This is a genomic window from Arcicella aurantiaca, assembly GCF_003148625.1.
GTDB classification, from domain to species: domain Bacteria; phylum Bacteroidota; class Bacteroidia; order Cytophagales; family Spirosomataceae; genus Arcicella; species Arcicella aurantiaca.
The window spans coordinates 1-20,110 of sequence record NZ_QGGO01000042.1 but is presented as its reverse complement, the minus strand read 5'-3'; the positions used below and the strand labels follow the sequence as shown (position 1 = coordinate 20,110).

The window sequence follows — 20,110 nt, the reverse complement described above, 5'->3', positions numbered from 1 at the left end:
CCTTCTTTTTACCCTTTTTTGCGGTGATTTCATGGAGATAATTTCCGCCGTTGTTGGTGTTTTCCACCACCAACAACGGTGATAATATTTGGAAATTGCAAATAGAATGTATAGTTTTAAAAAACATAAAATAACACCAAGAGTGAGTAGCTCTTTTGATGGATTGAGAGTTAGTCACAACATTAGAAATAACATAAAAGCTATGAAAATGAGTATTAAAAAGACACCAAAAGTAAATCAAGTAAACGAGTTCAAAGAGATTGCTAATAATTTTGCTAATCCACTTGAGATAGTTAGAGAAGCAATAAGTAATAGTATTGATGCTCGTGCAGACAATATTCGTTTATATTTTGATATTATTGATCATTATGGAGAAGATCTTTTTCGAGTAGTAATTGAGGATAATGGAAAAGGTATGAACGAAGCAGAGTTAGAAAGTTTTTTTGATTTAGGTAATTCAACTAAAATTGGAAATAGTGATGCGATTGGTGAAAAGGGACATGGTACAAAAGTGTATTTTCATAGTAGACAGGTAAATTTGATAACTTACAAAGATGATAAATGTATAAAGGCAACAATGAACGATATTTATAAGAGTCTAAATCAAAATATCATTCCTTCCTATGAATACACAATAACAGAGTCAGAAAGCGATAAAATAGGTACAAAAGTTGAAATTATAGGATATAATCTAAATAAATTTAGTGTGTTTAAACACGCAATACTTAAAGACTATATACTCTGGAAAACAAAATTTGGTGCAATTGACCAAATATTTGATTTGAAAACTTTCGACGACTATAAAATCATCTTGAAAGGTTTAGATGTTGATGTACCAGAAGTAATTGTATTTGGGCATATTTTCCCCCAAGAAAGTGAAAGTGCTAATAAGTTATTTGATACTCATAATAATGATGCACCTGATTTTTTTTGCAAAAAGTGGATTGAAACGGGAACACTTCCAAATTTCCCCCATATTAAATACCAATCAGTATTCTATGTAGAAGGGAAATATATCAAGTATGGTTACAATCCAATGTTAAGAAGACAGGGATATAAAGCACCAGATGGATCCTATACTATTCAAGATAGATATGGGTTGTGGTTGACAAAAGATTATATACCAATTCAAAGAAAAAATGAATGGATAGTATCAAAAGGTAGTGAATATACAAAATTCCATGCTTTTTTTAATTGCCAGAATTTTAAGTTGACTGCAAATAGAGGATCCGTAGAAGCTACCACACCTGAAATTTTACAGGATATTGAAAAGAAAGTAAGAGATATTTACGAATCAATTTTAAATAGTGAAGAGTATGCAATATTAGATTGGTTGCAAGGAGAAGCCAAAGGATATGATACTGTGGAAAAAGAAAAACGAGAATATGACAGAAGAAAAAAGTATGCACTAAAGCAAAAAATAGCTGAATTTAAAGGAATTAAGTTATATGAACCTCAGCTCGAATCAGGTGTTCACGCTCTTTTAATGCAACTTTCTATCTTGGAACCTGAGTTATTTCCTTTCGAAATGATAGACTATAATACAAATACGGGCATTGACATTCTTGTGAAAGAAAAAAATAATTTAACCATTGATCAATCAAGAATTTATTATATCGAATTAAAAAATTTTCTTGATAAGTATTTTAATCATTCTTTTGAATACTTGCACAGCATAGTATGTTGGGATACGAAAATTTTAGATGGAGATGAAATTACTGATATACAAGGGAAAAAAAGAGTTTTAAGAATAGTAAATCCTAATTCACCATCTGACCATACAAGATACTTCCTTGATGATCCAAGAGATGAAAGAAGAATTATTGTCTATGTTCTGAAAGACTTTCTAAAAGAAAGGCTGCAAATTGAATTTAGACCAAGACAAATAAGGTAAGTTCCCCTGTGTCCGTGGCTGGTGTCCCCACCAGACTTCGTGCGTAATCATGCCCCCACCGATGCAAATGTTAAGCGAAGCGTCATTAAACTGAGATAGCAAAAGGTACAAGTCGCAGATTTTCACCATTTGCAGTTGCGTCACAGACGCATGACCATATCAACCCTAATTGCAAATTAGGGTTAGCCAATGTTCGATTTGAAATAGGAAATAACGATATTAAAAGTAAATATAAGAAAGAATGGAGTTTGTAAAAAACGTAACAAGATGTCATCTATAAGTGTAAGTGTACCTGCCAAACGCATCATCATATTATAAATTAACGTTAGCAAATGGATGATTTTGTACTCATATTTTTACTTTTTCTAAAAGGTTTGACGATTTCACCGTCAAACCTTTTATTTTACAAATGACTTTTTGTATTATTTAAAGAATTTTCGTGTATAGTGAATGTTTTATATAACTTTTCCGTTATTTTTACGTCAGATAAAAGAATATAAATAATCACGAGCTACAAAGCGGAAAGCTCACAAACACAATCAAATTATGGAAACTTTAGGATACGTTGCGGGAATTTTAACAACGATAGCGTTTGTACCCCAAGTCATTCAAATCTATAAAACCAAATCAGCGAAAGACGTTTCTTTGGCAATGTTTTTACTCTTCACAGCAGGCGTTGTGATGTGGTTAGTTTACGGAATTAAGTCAAATGCTTTTCCTGTAATTGCGGCAAATGCCATCACATTATTACTATCTTTAGTGATTTTGTTCTTCAAATTTAAGTATAGAAAAACAGTATAAAATCAGATATTATATCAAGAAGCTGTTTAAACTTTCGGTATCTTTTGAAAATTTGTTTATTAGACTTCCTGCGAAAGTTTAAACAGCTTCTAAATTAAAAGCCTTGTTCTGTTTTATCAGGACAAGGCTTTTTTGTAAATTGTGCGTTCAAAGAAAATACAAATATGAAACAGTCTCTCAAATACCTTTTTATAATTATTTTTTTAGGGCAAGCATTGAGTTCTATGGCTCAACAAGACCAATTATATATCACTTATCCGTTTATGCCTCTGAATGTAAATCCTGCTTATGCGGGTAGTCGAGAAGTAATAAGTATTGCAGGAATTTACCGTAAGCGACCATTGTTTGGAGCTTTAGGTGTTGCTACAACTACCCAACAATATTTCAATTTTGATATGCCTATTGCGAAGGACAAAATGGCGATTGGTTTTCAAGCATATAATGCAGAACAAGCATTGGGCAATGGAACAACAGGTGGCGTTTTAGGGAATTTAGGACTTTACGGAGATTTTGCTTATCGTTTTACGCTTCCAAATGACGGAAAACTTGCCATAGGTGTCCAAGCAGGTGTAACCCAAGTTCCTGCTTTTATCAGTACCTCTGGCGGAGGAGTGGGAAGTACCAATTTTAACTCAAGTCTTGGTGGCGGAATTTATTATAACAATGACGACGCCTACTTGGGTGTTTCTATGCTAAACTTCAATGCAACAGATAGTTATAATCGTCCACTTTTTGTAACGGCGGGTTATGTTTTTACCATTGATGATGATTTTAAGATAAAAACAGGTGCTTTAGTTAGAAAACAATCAAGTAATATTGGTGGAAAAACCAGTATTGACCTAAACGCTACGGGTTGGATAAATGACAAATTTGGCATAGGTGTTTGGTATCAAAATACAGGTTCAGAACTTTCAAACAATGCTTTTTTAGCGTCATTTCAAGTACAACTCAAAAAGTTTCAAATCGGTTATGCTTATGATTTTGCAAAATCAAATAGCACTGCATTAGTTGGGAATGAAGGTTTTCACCAAATCATGGTTCGTTATGAAATGGACTCAGGAAATGGGAAATCAGGAGTATTTAGATATTTCTAAAGGATTTAATATTCCGCAAAATTCAGAATAGAACATCTTGAGCTTAAATATACCTTTGTTGTATAAAATTTAGCTCAAGATGCTCGAAAATATCAATTGGAAAAATACTTCCACAGAATTATCCGATAAAGGTTTTGTTACCTTAAAATCCGTGCTTAGTCAAGCTCAATGTGAAGAACTGATTACACTATACGATAAGCCCATTTATCGTTCTACCATTAATATGGCTCGTTATCAGTTTGGTTTGGGTGAATACAAATATTTTAATTATCCTCTTCCGAATCTCATTCAAAAACTCCGAAATGATGTCTATCCACATTTAGCAAAAGTGGCAAATATTTGGTCGAATGTGCTGAATATCAATACTATATTTCCCGAAAATCATGATGAATTATTAGCAATTTGTCATCAAAATGAACAAAATAGACCAACCCCTTTAATCCTAAAATACACAGAAGGGGGCTATAATACATTGCATCAAGATTTATACGGCGATATTTGGTTTCCATTTCAAATGGTAATTTTCTTGAATCAAACCCAAAAAGATTATACAGGAGGGGAGTTTGTTTTGGTAGAACAACGCCCGAGAATGCAGTCTGTTCCAATCGTTTTAACACCAAATCAAGGAGATATTCTAATTTTTACGACTAATTTTCGACCCGTAAAAGGGACAAAAGGTTATTATCGAACCAATATGCGACACGGTGTTTCAAAAGTTCACTCAGGAATTAGACACACTTTAGGAATTATCTTCCATGATGCCAAATAGTTAAACGATGATTAAACACTTGACCTTGTCCAATACAAAATTTGGTCGTTCAAAAGCATTAAAAATGTTGATAAATTTCGATGAAATTTCAATTGGCGGGAACGCTAAACTCAAAATTTACGGTACATTAAAATGTTCATCAGGTAAACGCATGAATATTGAAAATAGAGTATTTTTTAAAAATGAAACAGAAGCAATCTTAGCAGGTTTTCGCCCTTGTGGGCATTGTATGCGAGATAAATATCTCCTCTGGAAATCTTTAAACTAAACAGAAATGAATACGCAACAAAATATTGATTATCAGAGAATTGAACAAGCAATTCAATTTATTGGACAGAACTTTCAACGCCAACCTTCCTTAAAAGAAATTGCTGAAAATGTTAATCTTTCGGAATATCATTTTGATAGAATGTTTACCAAATGGGCGGGTACTTCGCCTCAACGTTTTATGCGTTTTCTCACAAAAGAATACGCCAAAGAAGTGTTAACAGAAACCAAAGATTTATTGGATACTACCGTGATGATGGGTTTGTCGAGTTCATCTCGTTTACACGACCTTTTTGTTACTTACGAAGCCATGACTCCCGCCGAATACAAACGAAAAGGCGAAGGTCTAAGCATCATCTATGGCACGCACGAAACACCGTTTGGTTGGGCATTTATTGCTATAACAAGTCGTGGAGTTTTAGAATTGACTTTTTTATCTGGCACAGAACCAATAGAGGAATTCATCCGTTTGAAAAATGAATTTCCTAAAGCGAAATTTGTTGAAAATCAGGAAGAAACAGCAGAATATGTGAATCAAATTTTTGTAGAAAAATCAGATTCTAAATCAATCAATTTGCTATTGAGAGGTACAAATTTTCAGATAAAAGTATGGGAAGCATTACTCAAAATTCCTTCTGGAAATTTGGCTTGTTACGAAGACATTGCTCAGTTAATTGACAAACCAACAGCACAAAGAGCAGTAGGAACAGCAATTGGGTCAAATCATATTGCTTATCTAATTCCTTGTCACAGAGTGATTCAAAAAGTGGGAACAACAGGTAATTATCGTTGGGGGCAGTACCGCAAAAAGGCGATTTTGGGTTGGGAAGGAGCGAGGGGTTTATGAGTATATGAGGTTATGAGTCGATGAGTTTATGAGTATGTGAGTATTTGAGTTATGAGTATGTGAAGATGTGAGTATTTGAGTATATTGAGTATGTGAGTATGTGAGTAGATGAGTATGTGAGTGTTTGAGTATGCGAGTTATGAGTATGTGAGTTATGAGTAGATGAGTTTAGGGTTTATTTTAAAATACTTGACACAGTTCAGTGAAAACTCTCAAAAATATATGAGTTGAACAAGACATGAATCCTCAAACTCACATACTCAAACAATCATATACTCACATACTCAAACACTCACATACTCAAACACTCACAAACTCATAAATTCACCTACTCACCTACTCATATCCTCAAATACTTCTCACTCCTCCCCAAACGCTACAATTTCTTCAAATAATCAATGCTCAAAGGCACATTTTCCATTTCGTGTTCGCTTTCGTCTTCGATGAAATAATGCTTAATGCCTAATTTTTTTGAGAGCTTGAAAATGTTTTTCCAGTCAGCCTGACCAGTTCCTAAAACTACGTCATTTTCAGCAGGCGTATGTCCAGAAAAATCTCCTACAACGCCTTTCTTCAAATCTTTAACGTGCATTAATTTCCAACGATTACCATATTTTTCGAGCAATTTTACAGGACTTCCACCACCATGAAGCACCCATAAAACGTCCATTTCAAAAGACACATATTCTGGATTGGTATTTTTGAAAATATAGTCTAAAAGTGTTCCATCTTCGTAAGGACGGAATTCATAACCGTGTGGGTGATAGCAAAATGTCAAGCCATTTTCTTTCAAAAATTTACCCGCTTTGTTAAAAACTTCAACCGCTTTTTTTGCATCTTCAAGCGTAAATTCATCGCCTTTATGAGGTACCCAAGCACACATCACGTATTTTGCTCCAAAGATTTTTGCCTTCGTTACAATGTCTTGAGAAGTTTGTTCCAATTGGTCATAACCCGCTCCGATAGATGGAACTGAAATTCCACGAGCAGTACAAAGTTTTTTATAATCTTCATCACTGATGCCTTTTGCTCCGCTGGTTTCAATTTCGGTAATGCCCATTTTTTGGATTTTATCAAGCGTGCCTTCTACACTATTCGGAAAGTGCTTGCGAAATGTATATGCTTGAACACCAAATGGATAGTTGAATAGTTTTTTGCTTTTTTGAGCAATTATCTCTTGAAATGTTGATACGCATAACAAGAAAATGCTTAATGTAATTAGGTTTTTTTTCATGGTATTTAGTTTATTTATTCAATTTGAAAAGCGAAATACGTGCAAGTTCCCTTACCTGTGTTTTTGATGCCGTGTAAATCATTGGACTGTAAGAAAATAATATCGCCAACTTTGGCATCGTACTCATTGCCATTGATACTTTCTTGGGCTTGGCTATTAGCTTCCCCGTCCTGACTATTTATCAAAAAGATGATTTCAGCGGCTTTGTGCGTATGCGGAGGATGACTTATTAAACCTTCTTTTAAGGTTGTTGTGTGCATTTCAAAGCGTTTTGTCATTGCCGTTGGGCGATTGAAAAAATCTTTTCTTCCACCTTTTTCGTGGGCTTTAAACGGAATTTCGTCCCAATTTATCATCAACGAACCACCCGATTTTTTACCTCTTTCAATATCCGCAGGTTCATTGGCTTCGTATTGCAAAACGTAATAAGTTACGTTGGCATCGCTTGTGTTTTCAAAGCCTCTGTCTTCATTCGGGAGCATTAAAATTACGCCACCTGCTTTTATTTTTTTAGTTTGTCCTTCAATCGTAACGGTCAACTCACCTTCTTTAATAATCACCATTTCTTCATTGTCTTGCTTATGAATTGGCTTGAGCGAACTGTGTGGGTGCAAAGTGGTGGCGTGCATTTTGAAAGATTTAAAAGAAGGCGTTGTTCCCGAAAAAATCTGTCTTTGTTCTGCCTTCGGATTCTGTTTTACAGGTAAATCATTCCAAACATAAACCTTCGATTCAAGCGGTTGATTTTGAGCGAAAAGACTCATTTTAAGCAAGAAAAGGAAGGTGAAAATTGACAGTTGCTTTTTCATTTTAAATCAGATTTATGTGAGATTATTCCTTAAAAATTTCTTTGCAAAGCTTCCAATACTGCCGCTAAATAAACCATTGGAGCATTCCAATTAATAGCAATTTCGTTGGTTGAGTATGAGCAGGTGACATCTAAAAATGATTCGTCTGCAATTTTGGTTGTATAGCCTTCACATTTATCCTGTTGTCCAGGGTTTGTCCCTCCTGATAATAAACCCGGAATTGGCTCAATAATACCATCTGCTTCCGACGGTCGGTGGTGCGGAAACATCACTTGTTTGCTACCAAAACCCGTTAAAAATGAATATCCTGTGGCATTTCTGCCCAATAAATAATCTAAATTTCCCAACGCTCCAACCAGATATTTTTTGTCTTTACTAATTTGAAATGCTTGCAACAAAGCAATTCCCTGATTGGCTGCGTGCGAGCTACTTCCCCACATGAAATCTTTAGCAGATTTCCCCATTACGGTATTAAATGCTTGATTTTCAGTATTTAATAAAAGGTTGTCTGCGAAGCTAAGAATTGTGTTTTTAAGATTTGATAAATCATTTTTCCCTAAAGCGGTCAACGCTTTTTCATGTCTAATGAGTGAATAATACGCCAACATTCGCACTTGGTTCCAAGTTGGTAATTGTAAAGTCGTTTCGGGATAAAGATTAACCGCTTTGTAATAAGAATCGTCTTTTGTGGTAATATAAAGTTCCGCTGAAGCCCAAATCCATTCATCGGCATCACTACGGTCTTCGTAGCCACCTGTGGTAATATCGGGGTCAAAAATTTTGTTCATTTCGTTTTGCCGATACACAATAGTTGGATTTTGTTTTGCCCAATTCCATGCTTTTACCGAAGCACTCAAGCATGAATCTGCCAATTTGGGTAATCCTTTTTCATACTTTCTCAAAATTCTACTTGCCTGAGCCATTACCGCCGCAAAATCTAAACTCGCAATGACATTTTTCTGAATAACATATCGTGGATTGTTTGCCTTATCGGGCATGACCATTTTATCAAAAGCAGGATTTGTTAATTTGTGATAAACGCCACCATCATTTGGGTCTTGCATGGTTAGCATCCAACGTAAATTCCAAAGAGTTTCGTCCAATAAATCAGGGATTTTATTGCCACTTTCTGGAATATTCGCTTCAAAGTTTTTGAAAAAATCAGCATGGTCTTCGTACAAAGAAAGCAACGTTCCCATCGTAATGCCTGAGTTTACGATATACTTGTTGTAGTCGCCTGCATCGTACCAACCTCTTGGCGAAGAAATCACCGTTCCTGCTGGACGTTGAGTCGTTGCAGCCGATGGATGAATCAATATTTTATCATCGGGATGTCCTGCTTCTCTGTGCCATTTACCCGCATATTTTTCTGACAAAGCCATTGATGCTCTTTGATAATAAAAGCCTTTTAATGAAGCAATGGCGGCTTCACGGTGTACATTTGGTTTGATTTGAAAAGCGTAAGAATTGCCAATATTCGGAATAGAAACTACGTATTTCCCAACTTTCTGAAAAACTGAAAAATCGGCAATTTGCGTTGTTTTCTGAGAAATGGCGTTGATTCTTTGAGCTGAAAGTGTGCCTTTGAAAACAGTATCCTTTGTGGTTTCAGAAATAATAAAAAATGATTCTTGTTTATCGCCTACCCAAACGGCAATTTTTTGAGCGTTCGGATAAAAACCTACTTGATTGAGCCGAATGTTAGTATTTTGAGCAAATGTCAAATGCACAAACGTTGTAAAAAAGAGTATTAAAAGGATAGGAGCGGTAAATATTTTCATTAGTGATTAGTTTGGTTGAAGGAGGAAAGTTTGCCACGAAGACGCTAAGGTACAAAGCATTGTTTCAACGCTGACAGGCATTATGGTTTGTTTATCACAATTGATATTTTTATGCTTTTAATTTCTACTTTGTCACTTTTTAAAAACGGAATGAACTGTGTTAAAAAGAGCCGTAGGCTCGGAAAATTTTGTAGCCCCGAAATTTATTTCGGGGAAATTTATATAAACCGTTCCTACGGAACTCAACCGTTTATTTTGTCATTTTCAACCCCGAAATAAATTTCGGGGCTACAAGATAGGTCAAGCCTACGGCTTTTTAAAGAGTGACAACGTAGAATTATTACCACAACTGATGCACCGATTTTTTAATGTACTTTTCGTAAACTGCATTAATATCTGCGGTTTGTTGTTGTGTCAATGCAGGGAAATTTAAAGCGTCTAAATTCGCAGAAACTTGTTCTGGACGAGATGCTCCCGGGATAATTGTACTTACTGCTTCGTGTTGTAAAATCCACTGCAAAGCCACAGGAGCTAAGTTTTCTTGATTTGGGAACAATGCTTTTAATTCTTCTACGGCGTTCAAACCAGTTTCATAATCAATACCCGAAAAGGTTTCGCCTTTGTCGAACATTTCACCATTACGGTTAAAATTACGGTGGTCGCCTGCCGTGAAAGTTGATTGTTTTGAGAATTTCCCTGTCAATAAACCGCTCGCCAAAGGCACACGTACAATAATGCCAACGTTTTTCTTTTTGGCTTGCTCGAAAAATAACTCTGCTGGACGCTGACGGAAGACGTTGAAAATAATTTGAACCGACGTAACATTGTCATATTCAATGCCTTTCAAAGCCTCTTCCACTTTTTCAACGCTGATTCCTAAATTCAAAATCTTGCCTTCTTCTTTTAATCTATCGAATAATTCAAAGATTTCGGGGCGATAGTAAACTTCGGTAGGAGGGCAGTGTAATTGAATCAAATCAAGCGTTTCGAGTCCCATATTTTTGAGACTGTTTTCCACGAATTTTCTCAAAACGGCAGGTTGATATGCTTCGTTTACGTGCGGATTGAGTTGACGACCGCATTTGGTAGCTACAAAAATTCTTTCTGAACGACTCTTTACAAATTTTCCAACGGCTTTTTCGCTTTCTCCGTCTCCATAAACATCGGCAGTATCAATAAAATTAATTCCCGAATCAATGGCTGAATTTAAGATAGCTTCAGCAGTTTGATGATTAAAATCGTCGCCCCATTTACCGCCAACTTGCCAAGTGCCAAGACTGATTTCGGATATATCAAAGCCTGTTTTTCCTAATTTTCTGTATTTCATAATTTTTGCTTTAAGCTATATGCTTTAGGCAGTAGGCATTTTTCGCTTAAATATCCCTGCTAAGGATTAAAAACCCTTAGCAGGGATGGAATTTCTTTTAACTAATACCTAAATCCTAAAACCTAACCCTTTATTTCAATATCCCCTCAATTTTCACCAATTCCTCCTGCGAGAAATCTTTGTTGTTTAAGCATTCCAAAGAGTCTAAAAGTTGTGCAGTACGGCTTGCTCCAATCAACACAGACGTAACACGTTGGTCTTTCAATAACCAAGCTAAAGCCATTTGAGCCAAAGTTTGTCCACGCTCAACAGCAAGGTCATTTAAACTTTGAATTTTAGCAATAACCTCTGGCGTAATTTGTCCTTCCTGTAAAAAACCGTGAGCAAGAGCTGCTCTTGAACCTTCTGGAATTCCTTTTAAATATTTATTCGTCAAAAGTCCTTGAGCCAAAGGCGAGAATGGAATACAACCAACACCTTTGTCACCTAAAACATCCATCAAACTTCCCACTGGCGTTGAACCTTCCACCCAACGTTCCAACATTGAATATTTTGGTTGGTGAATCAGGCATGGCGTGCCTAAGCCTTTTAAAATTTCGATAGCTTTTACGGTATCTTCCGCAGAATAATTAGAAACCCCAACATAAAGTGCTTTTCCTTGACGCACGATGCTATCTAAAGCACCCATCGTTTCTTCTAAAGGCGTGTTCGGGTCTGGGCGGTGTGAATAGAAAATATCCACATAATCCAAGCCCATGCGTTTTAGACTTTGGTCACAGCTTGAAATTAAGTATTTTCTTGAACCCCATTCTCCATAAGGACCTGGCCACATTAAGTAACCTGCTTTTGAAGAAATAATCAATTCATCACGATATTGAGTAAAATCTTTTTTGAAAATAACCCCAAAGTTTTCCTCAGCCGAACCCGCAGGAGGTCCATAATTATTGGCTAAATCAAAATGGGTAATTCCTTTATCGAAAGCAGTGCGAAGAATATCTCGGTAGTTTTCAAATACATCAACACCACCGAAGTTATGCCAAAGTCCTAAAGAAATGGCAGGAAGTTTTAAGCCACTATTGCCACAACGGCGATACTCCATAGAGTCATAACGAGCAGAATTTGCTAAATAAGTCATTGTTTTTGTTTGGTTCTTTAAATATTGATAAGAGTTTTTATCCCGCTTACATCAGGGGTCTCTTTTAGGTCAAAATTAGAAATGAAATAAAACATTTTAAAATTACGTAAAAGAAGATTAAACTCTGTCCTGTAAATAAGAAGGATAATTTTAGGGGTTATTACTGAGTTTATTATGGGATTTTTATCTATTAATTCATCCATAAAGCATACAGTACGGTACTATATTATCTTGAATTCTATAAAAATTTGACTTATAAAATTAATATTTAATATTTTCAAAGTATAAAAAAGTAGTTTTTGACTTTTTCTTTATAAATCAAAAACTATAGTTTAAATATGAAACAATACTTTTTTAAAACGCTTTTATTAGCCTGTGTTTTGGCTGCTCCAACCTTTGCACAAAAGGAAAAAGGGAATACTGACGCTCAGTGGACAAATCTTTTTGACGGAAAGACACTCAATGGCTGGAAACAATTAGGTGGAAAAGCTTTATATGAAGTCCAAAATGGAGAAATTGTGGGTACTACTGTAAAAGAAACGCCCAATTCATTCTTAACAACAGAAAAAGAATACGGCGATTTTATCCTTGAATTGGATTTGAAACTTGACGATACCATGAACGGGGGTGTTCAGTTTCGTAGTTTATCAAAACCAGATTATCAGAACGGACGAGTACATGGCTATCAAATGGAAGTTGACCCATCTGATAGAGCATGGTCAGGAGCAATTTATGACGAAGGTCGCCGTGATTGGTTATATATTCCAAACATTAATCCAGAAGGGAAAAAGGCTTTTAAACCCGTAGGTCAGTGGAATAAATATCGTATTGAAGCCATCGGAAGCACTATTCGTACATGGATAAACGGCGTACCAACGGCTCATTTAATTGACGATATGACAGCTAAAGGTTTCATTGCTTTGCAAGTTCATTCTATTTATGGACCTATGAAAGAAGGCATGAAAATCCGTTGGAAAAATATTAAAATCCAAACTGAAAACTTGAAGCCAAGTCCGCTTGATAATTGCCCTGTGGTAAATTTAGTATTGAATAATCTTTCAGAACAAGAAAAAGCACAAGGTTTCAAAATGCTTTTCAATGGCAAAGATTTCACAGGCTGGCGTGCCGTTCATGGTACTGAAATGCCAAAACAACATTGGTCAGTTGTAGATGGAATGATTAACGTAAGTCCATCAGATGGTTCTGAAACGGGTAACGACATTGTGACAGACCAACAATACGGAGCATTTGAAATGACATTTGATTTTAAATTAACAGACGGAGCAAATTCAGGCGTAAAATATTTTGTAAACGAAGCGTTTGATTCAAATGGTAAATCAGGAATTGGTTTAGAATACCAAGTTTTAGACGATGAAAAACATCCAGATGCTAAAATGGGAGCAGTTGGAAACCGTACTTTAGCAAGTTTATACGATTTGATTCCTTCTTATAAAATCGACAAAGATTTGAAAATGGACAGACGTTTTGTTAGAAAAATTGGCGACTGGAATCAAGGACGTATCGTGGTGTTACCAAATAATACCGTTCAGCATTGGTTAAATGGTTTCAAAGTAATTGAGTATGAGCGTAAAAGTAACATTTTCAACGCTTTAGTGGCACGTTCAAAATACGAAAAATATCAAGGTTTTGGGGCTGGCGATAAAGGAAATATCCTTTTGCAAGACCACGGTAATAATGTTTCTTTCAAGAATTTGAAAATCAGAGAGTTGAAGTAACACAGGTTTTAACCTGTATTTACACTTGAAACCATTATCAAAATGAAAGTAAAAAATCTATTATTGCTCATTAGCTTGCTGACATTTGAATTGAATGCTCAGAAAGTAACACAACCCCAATTAGGTTCTCGTTCTGCTAAAATATTGAAAAAGAGTGGATTAGAGTTTAAAGACTTAAATAAAAACGGTAAACTTGATAAATACGAAGATTGGCGTTTACCACAAGAAGTAAGAATCCAAGATTTGATTTCTCAGATGACTATTGAGGAAAAAATTGGATTTATGCTTATCAGTACGAGCCGTTTGGCGGGCGATTTTTCATTTCAACAAAATGCTCCCAAAACTGAAATTTCGAGTGGATTTAATGAAGAAGATTTGATGCAACCCATCAATATGTTTACCCGTAAGCCCTTGCCTGTGCCTAATATGGGTGCCGCAGGAACAACCAAAGGGGTTATGACGTATAATCTTCGCCATTTTATTTTGAGAGCCAATACAAGTGCTAAAATTTTGGCGGAATGGTCGAATAATTTACAAGCCTTATGTGAAACTTCTCGTTTGGGAATTCCAGCAATTATTGCCTCAAATCCACGAAATCACATTACGGCTGATGCAGCAATTGGTTTGAGTGTAGGTACAACAGTTTTCTCAAAATGGCCAGGAGAATTAGGTTTGTCAGCCATGAGAGATTTGAAACTCACTCGTGAATTTGCCGAAATTGCTGCCAAAGAATGGTCTGCTGTTGGATTAAGAAAAGGCTATATGTACATGGCTGATTTATCAACAGAACCACGTTGGGCAAGGATTGAAGGGACTTTTGGCGAAGATGCTGATTGGACATCCAACATGATTCGTGAAATTGTATTGGGTTTTCAAGGAGATAAATTAGGCAAAAACTCGGTGGCAATGACTACCAAACATTTTCCAGGTGGAGGTCCACAAGTAGGCGGGCAAGATTCACACTTTGATTGGGGGAAAAATGCTCATTACCCAGGTGGAATGTTTGATTATCACGTAAAACCATTTATTGCGGCGATTAATGCAGGAACGTCCTCAATCATGCCTTATTATTCAGCTCCGAAAGATAAGAACATGGAAGAAGTTGGTTTTTCATACAACAAAGCCATTATTCAAGATTTATTGAGAAAGCAATTGGGCTTTAAAGGAATTGTAAATTCTGATACAGGACCAATCGACATGATGCCTTGGGGCGTTGAAAACTTGACAATTTTACAACGTTATCAAAAAGCATTGGATGCAGGCGTAGATATTTTTTCTGGCGGAGCCGACCCAACCATGTTACTTGAAACCGTTAAAAAAGGCTTAGTTTCAGAAGCACGAATTAATGAATCTATTGCTCGTTTATTGAAAGAAAAATTTGATTTAGGTTTATTTGAAAACCCTTATGTGGACGTTGATGCAGCCGTAAAAACAGTAGGAAATGCAGAATTTCAAGCAAAAGGAGATTTGGCAATGCGTAAATCAATTGTTTTGTTGAGAAATGACGCAAAATTATTACCGATTGCTCCAAAAGCGGACCGCCGCCCGACAAAAGTGTATTTTGAGACTTATTTCGATGATGGCAGAACAAAAACACCTGTAAAAGCTTTTAAACCAGAAGTCAATAAATGGAATTTAGAGTTTGTAGCCACCAAAGAAGAAGCCGATGTAGTAATTCTTTGGCTGACTCCAAACGGGGGCAGTTTATTTAGTTCAAATGGAAGTCCGATTGAATTACAATTATCAAAAAACAAAATTGATGTAGCTCACGTAAACGAAACAACCTATCACAAACCAACGGTAATGATTATTAATTATACAAGTCCTTGGGTGATTGATGAAGTGGATAATCCAAATGTAAAGACGGTTTTAGCAACTTTTGGCACAACAACCGATGCGATTTTAGATGTGGTTAGTGGAGCATACAATCCAACAGGGAAAATGCCATTTAGTACACCAACTTCGAGAAAAGTAGTGATGGAAAATCAATCAGACGTACCAGGTTTTATGAAGCCAAAAGGTTATGCTTTGTTTAAAGCTGGAGATGGTTTGGGGTATTGATTTTCTTTATACAAAAGGAACAAAGTTTTAAAATATACGGAATTATCTACTATATGGTGGGTTCTTTTAAGGTTGCACTTCTCCGAATGAACACGACGGAAATCACTATATTCTACAAAGGTTTAACCTCTCCGAGGTATAATTCGACATAATTTCGGAGAAATTCAACCTTTGTAGTATAAAAATAATCACGAATTATAGGCTTCGGAGAAGCCCAACGTTAATTCTGTTAAATACGTAGATAATTTCAGAAATTTATCATAAAATAATGCAACCAAATGGCTGTCTATCAATATTACATGGCATTTGTTCCTAAAGTTGGTTTACTCAAAAAACTTAATAACATTCCTAAAAAGATAGCAATTGGTACTGAATCTGGATATTTTCAAGCAAATACTGATAAGTATTAGTAATTGGCTAAAATCAATTTTCTTGAAATTAAACTGGAAATTGATAGAATTGTTGATAAAGCAAATTGGGGAAATGCCAATGATAGTTTTAATTGGAAAACCTATACTGAGGAATTAGATAACGATGCTTGGATGGGCATAAACTTTATAACAGAGGAAATAACAGAGCTATCTTTTAGAGCAGATTTAAGAGAACCCAATTTAGTTTTTTTAAACAGAATATTAGAGTTAGCTAACAAAAATGAAATGATGCTTATGGATATAAAAGGGAATGTCTTTAAGCCTGAACTCAAAGAAGTAGGAGAGTTTATAAAAATATCAAACTGTTACAGATTTCTTGAAAAACCCAAGAAATTTATTGATGATTTACTTAGTGAAAGAGGGCAATAATTACTATTTACCTGAATATCATTTATTAAATATATTAACAGAAAATTAAAATCAGCAAAAAATAGAAAAATGACAACAAGAAGAGATTTTGTAAAAAGTACGGTTTTAGCAGGACTGGCTACGGGTTTTTCTGCTAAATCATACGGAAAAATTATTGGCTCAAACGACCGTGTACGTGTTGCTTGCGTAGGTTTTTCTGACCGATTCAAGTCTTCGCATATTCCTCCTTTCAAGCAGTTTCAGAAAGAAATGAATTTTGAAATGGTAGGTTTATCTGATATTTGGAATCGTCGTAGAGATGAAGGAAAAGCATTTATCGACAAGGCATTAGGTTCAGATGTAAAATTATTCCGTAATAATGATGAATTATACGCTTCTAAATCGGTAGATGCTGTAATGCTTTCAACGGCAGATTTTCAACACGCAATCCATACCATTGAGGCAGTTCAAGCAGGTTGTGATTGCTATACTGAAAAGCCATTATCTGAAACAATGGACGATAACCGTGCAGTTTTAAAAGCTGTAAAGAAATCGGGTAAAATTGTACAAATTGGTTCTCAACGTCGTAGTGGTGAAAACTATTTTGCGGCTGAAAACTTCATTAAATCAGGTAAATTTGGACCAATCGTAATGGTTGAATTAGTTTGGAACGTAAATCAACCAGGACGTTGGAGAAGACCTGCTCTTACGCAAGACTTGAAAGAATCTGATATTGACTGGAAACGCTTCTTAGTTAATCGTCCGAATGATACCTTTGACCCTCGTAAATATTTGGAGTACAGATTGTTCTGGCCATATTCTTCTGGAATACCGGGGCAATGGATGTCTCACCAAATTGATACAGTTCACTGGTTCTCAGGTTTGCCTCACCCACGTAGTGCCGTTGCCAATGGTGGTATTTATCAGTGGCAAGATGGTCGTGCTAATGCAGATACCATGACCGTAGTTTTTGATTATGGCCCATTAGATGATATGACAAAAGGCTTCCAAGTACAATTTACAAGCCGTTTCTCAAACAGTGCAGGTGAAACAAAAGAATTGTACTATTCAAATGGTGGTATGATTAACTTAGATACCAACGAAATTTCTCCAACGGGAGGTTTAGGTGAACGTGAAGCTAAAGCAATGGGCTTGAAAGCGAACCTTTTGGAGAAAATTAAATTGAGCGAAGTAACAAAAATTGAAACAAACGCCAATACAGGTTATGACCAATTGACAACTGCCCATATCAAAAACTGGATGGATTGTATTCGTTCTCGTAAAACGCCAAATGCACCAATTGAAGCAGGTTATCAGCACTCAATCGCTACCATTATGGCAAATGCGGCATACCGTACAGGTCAAAGAGTAACTTTTGATGAGAAAACACAAGAAGTTATGGCTGGCGGAAAAGTGTTTAAATATTAATTCATACATAAGTAGGGATTAGGATTTAGTATTGTAAATTGTTGTTAATCACATTGTTATTTGATAATCAACCATAGCCTAATTTTGAAGTTTCATAAGCCATTGATAAGTAGGATTATGGTAATGCTAAATTCCAACCCCTACTTGAAAATGCCTCTATCGAAAGATTTGAGGCATTTTTAGTTTTAGAAGGGTTATGAAATAAAAGAAAAAGGTCAGAATATTCTTTAAATTTGCCTTTCTCAGACATACAAATACCATTAATGACCGATATTTACAAAACCATCAAATCGAATTCAGAAGGAATTTTCAAAGATAAAGGAAGTAAGTTCTTAGCTTTTGCCTATCCATTTACCGATGAAAATCAGGTAAAAGTCATCATTGAGCCATTGAGAAAAGAACATTTCAAAGCCGTTCATTTTTGTTATGCGTATCGGATTGGAATGGATAAAAACAATTTCAGAGTCAATGACGATGGTGAGCCATCAGGGTCAGCAGGTCGCCCGATTTTGAACGTACTTTTATCCAAAGAAATTACCAATATCTTGGTGGTTGTCGTGCGATATTGGGGCGGTACACTTTTGGGCGTTCCGGGATTAATAAACGCCTATAAATCAGCGACGGAGGAGGCTTTGGAAAATGCCGAAATCATCGAAAAAACGGTTAACGAAATTTATCAAATCACTTACGGCTACGTTCAAATGAATGATATTATGAAGGTCGTAAAAGATTTTGACTTGAAAATTATCAATCAAAAATTTGATAATCAGTGCGTGATTGAGATTGAATTCAGAACATCATTATCTCCGCAAGTTTTGGGTAAATTAGACAAAATAGAAGAAATTGAGGTGGAGTTTTTGCGGAGGGTTTGAGCGAGACGAACGCACTATCTCCACTGGTTCAAGCGTCCTCGCTTGAACCAGTGAGGTTTCAAGTTAGGTCTATTGGTAAAACAGGTTTACCACAGAATAATTATTTAATTATCAAAAAAGAAAATGTATTTAAAACACAATCTTCTCTGGACGGAACTACCATAAGAACTCTCTTAGAAAATAATGAGTTTGATAAAATTAAGATAAGTACAACGACAAAACCTGTATTTTAAGATGAACAGAAAAGAATTACGACAATACTTACAGACCAATATGGGCGAATATCTTGCTGAAAAAGGTTTTAAAATTGATTCTAATAACTTTTTATTTAAAACAACGAAAGATTTTAGATTTAGGGTTTTGATGGATGTAAATATTTATCATGTACTGGTTATTAGAGCATTTATACCTGAAATACAAAATCAGTTGATAGAAACACCATTAAATAAAATTTTTTGTTTTGATAAACCTGATAATGTTTATAAAGACTACTTGAAAAATAGTAGTACTGTAAGGGGCGATTTTTTGAAAGAACGTATTGAAAAATCTATGAATTTTGAAATAGATTCTGTTAATGATGTAGAGAGATTAGCCGAAATTATAAAGGAATATTTGGAAACAACAGCGATTCCTTTCTTTGAAAAATATAGTGATTTGCAAACTATTAATCAAGAGATTTTGGCAAATGATATGCCTTATGAACAAGGCGTAGGATATACCGGAACAATATTCGATTATCATAAAGTACCAATCGTTGGAACAGATTTGAGAGGTGTACAGAGACGTATGTTCATTATGAAATATTGTAATGATGTCAAATATAATGATTTCGTAAAATGGTATGAAGGTCTCATTGCGAAAAACGTATTTGAAGAAGTGGAGTCTGCATTAGCGAAAAGGACAAAAATTTTCAATGACACCAAAGAATATTTATTAAGTAATTGAGCAAAAGTTGTCGTGTTTTTGATTTACAATATTTCTCTATATCTTAGAGCTATGAATAACAAGCGATACATTAACTTAAGTGAGTCTGAAATCACCGACTTAACTCATTTGTTACGGACTACTAATAATCATCGAGAACGTCAACGTATTCAGGCACTACTTTGGAGTCATCAAGGTTATGACCGACAAACTATTGCCCAACTTTATCAAGTAAAAGCTGATACAGTTTCTTTTTGGTTTAAACGCTGGGAGGATAATAAATCCCGAGGTCTCAAAGATTTAGCACGTAGTGGTCGCCCCAGTATATTGACTCCAAAGGAAAAAAAAGTAT

Annotated in this window: 19 protein-coding genes; 14 read left to right on the top strand and 5 right to left on the bottom strand. The window is 35.5% G+C overall.

The annotated features are described in order from the left end of the window. The first annotated feature begins 88 nt into the window (after positions 1-88). The 6 genes from LV89_RS23275 to LV89_RS23250 all read left to right on the top strand — a co-directional run bounded on the left by LV89_RS23275 (position 89) and on the right by LV89_RS23250 (position 5,672). On the top strand, positions 89-1,894 hold the full coding sequence (locus LV89_RS23275; RefSeq protein ID WP_211321263.1) for an ATP-binding protein: 1,806 nt from the start codon (positions 89-91) through the stop codon (positions 1,892-1,894). 546 nt (positions 1,895-2,440) lie between these two features. Further along, positions 2,441-2,695 (top strand): SWEET family sugar transporter, encoded by a 255-nt coding sequence (locus LV89_RS23270; RefSeq protein ID WP_109745329.1) that lies wholly within the window; start codon positions 2,441-2,443, stop codon positions 2,693-2,695. A 164-nt stretch (positions 2,696-2,859) separates the two neighbouring features. Then, positions 2,860-3,789 (top strand): PorP/SprF family type IX secretion system membrane protein, encoded by a 930-nt coding sequence (locus tag LV89_RS23265; protein WP_109745328.1) that lies wholly within the window; start codon positions 2,860-2,862, stop codon positions 3,787-3,789. A 79-nt stretch (positions 3,790-3,868) separates the two neighbouring features. Further along, positions 3,869-4,558, top strand: coding sequence for a 2OG-Fe(II) oxygenase (locus tag LV89_RS23260; protein ID WP_109745327.1), 690 nt, complete (start codon positions 3,869-3,871; stop codon positions 4,556-4,558). Between the two features lie 7 nt (positions 4,559-4,565). Then, on the top strand, positions 4,566-4,826 hold the full coding sequence (locus LV89_RS23255; protein WP_109745326.1) for an Ada metal-binding domain-containing protein: 261 nt from the start codon (positions 4,566-4,568) through the stop codon (positions 4,824-4,826). A 6-nt stretch (positions 4,827-4,832) separates the two neighbouring features. Continuing rightward, the gene (locus LV89_RS23250) at positions 4,833-5,672 is read left to right on the top strand and encodes a bifunctional helix-turn-helix domain-containing protein/methylated-DNA--[protein]-cysteine S-methyltransferase (protein WP_109745325.1); all 840 of its coding nucleotides are present in this window, start codon (positions 4,833-4,835) and stop codon (positions 5,670-5,672) included. A 376-nt stretch (positions 5,673-6,048) separates the two neighbouring features. Here LV89_RS23250 and LV89_RS23245 read toward each other — a convergent pair whose 3' ends face one another. From LV89_RS23245 to mgrA, 5 genes are all read right to left on the bottom strand, one after another. Next, positions 6,049-6,906, bottom strand: a complete 858-nt coding sequence (locus LV89_RS23245) for a sugar phosphate isomerase/epimerase family protein (protein WP_109745324.1) — start codon at positions 6,904-6,906, stop codon at positions 6,049-6,051. 14 nt (positions 6,907-6,920) lie between these two features. After that, entirely contained in the window at positions 6,921-7,715 is a 795-nt protein-coding gene (locus LV89_RS23240; protein WP_229201586.1) for a cupin domain-containing protein, read from the bottom strand. 29 nt (positions 7,716-7,744) lie between these two features. Next, positions 7,745-9,496: a glycoside hydrolase family 9 protein gene (locus LV89_RS23235; RefSeq protein ID WP_109745323.1), complete on the bottom strand. Its 1,752-nt coding sequence runs from the start codon at positions 9,494-9,496 to the stop codon at positions 7,745-7,747. 340 nt (positions 9,497-9,836) lie between these two features. Further along, a complete protein-coding gene (locus tag LV89_RS23230; protein WP_109745322.1) occupies positions 9,837-10,823 on the bottom strand; it encodes an aldo/keto reductase in 987 nt (328 codons plus the stop codon). 130 nt (positions 10,824-10,953) lie between these two features. Then, on the bottom strand, positions 10,954-11,958 hold the full coding sequence (gene mgrA / locus LV89_RS23225; RefSeq protein WP_109745321.1) for an L-glyceraldehyde 3-phosphate reductase: 1,005 nt from the start codon (positions 11,956-11,958) through the stop codon (positions 10,954-10,956). A 338-nt stretch (positions 11,959-12,296) separates the two neighbouring features. Between mgrA and LV89_RS23220 the strand changes: the two genes are divergently transcribed. The 8 genes from LV89_RS23220 to LV89_RS23185 all read left to right on the top strand — a co-directional run. After that, positions 12,297-13,694, top strand: a complete 1,398-nt coding sequence (locus tag LV89_RS23220) for a 3-keto-disaccharide hydrolase (protein WP_109745320.1) — start codon at positions 12,297-12,299, stop codon at positions 13,692-13,694. Between the two features lie 42 nt (positions 13,695-13,736). After that, the gene (locus LV89_RS23215; RefSeq protein WP_109745319.1) at positions 13,737-15,755 is read left to right on the top strand and encodes a glycoside hydrolase family 3 protein; all 2,019 of its coding nucleotides are present in this window, start codon (positions 13,737-13,739) and stop codon (positions 15,753-15,755) included. A gap of 278 nt (positions 15,756-16,033) precedes the next feature. Further along, positions 16,034-16,165, top strand: a complete 132-nt coding sequence (locus LV89_RS25880; RefSeq protein WP_262509882.1) for a hypothetical protein — start codon at positions 16,034-16,036, stop codon at positions 16,163-16,165. A gap of 3 nt (positions 16,166-16,168) precedes the next feature. Next, positions 16,169-16,555, top strand: a complete 387-nt coding sequence (locus LV89_RS23210; RefSeq protein ID WP_109745318.1) for a hypothetical protein — start codon at positions 16,169-16,171, stop codon at positions 16,553-16,555. A gap of 69 nt (positions 16,556-16,624) precedes the next feature. Beyond that, positions 16,625-17,962 (top strand): Gfo/Idh/MocA family protein, encoded by a 1,338-nt coding sequence (locus LV89_RS23205; protein ID WP_109745317.1) that lies wholly within the window; start codon positions 16,625-16,627, stop codon positions 17,960-17,962. Positions 17,963-18,225: 263 nt separating this feature from the next. Continuing rightward, entirely contained in the window at positions 18,226-18,834 is a 609-nt protein-coding gene (locus tag LV89_RS23200) for a YigZ family protein (RefSeq protein ID WP_211321262.1), read from the top strand. A gap of 234 nt (positions 18,835-19,068) precedes the next feature. Beyond that, the gene (locus LV89_RS23190; protein ID WP_109745315.1) at positions 19,069-19,779 is read left to right on the top strand and encodes a hypothetical protein; all 711 of its coding nucleotides are present in this window, start codon (positions 19,069-19,071) and stop codon (positions 19,777-19,779) included. 51 nt (positions 19,780-19,830) lie between these two features. Then, positions 19,831-20,110 (top strand): helix-turn-helix domain-containing protein (locus LV89_RS23185; RefSeq protein WP_146199248.1); only part of this gene is annotated, 280 nt, incomplete at its 3' end.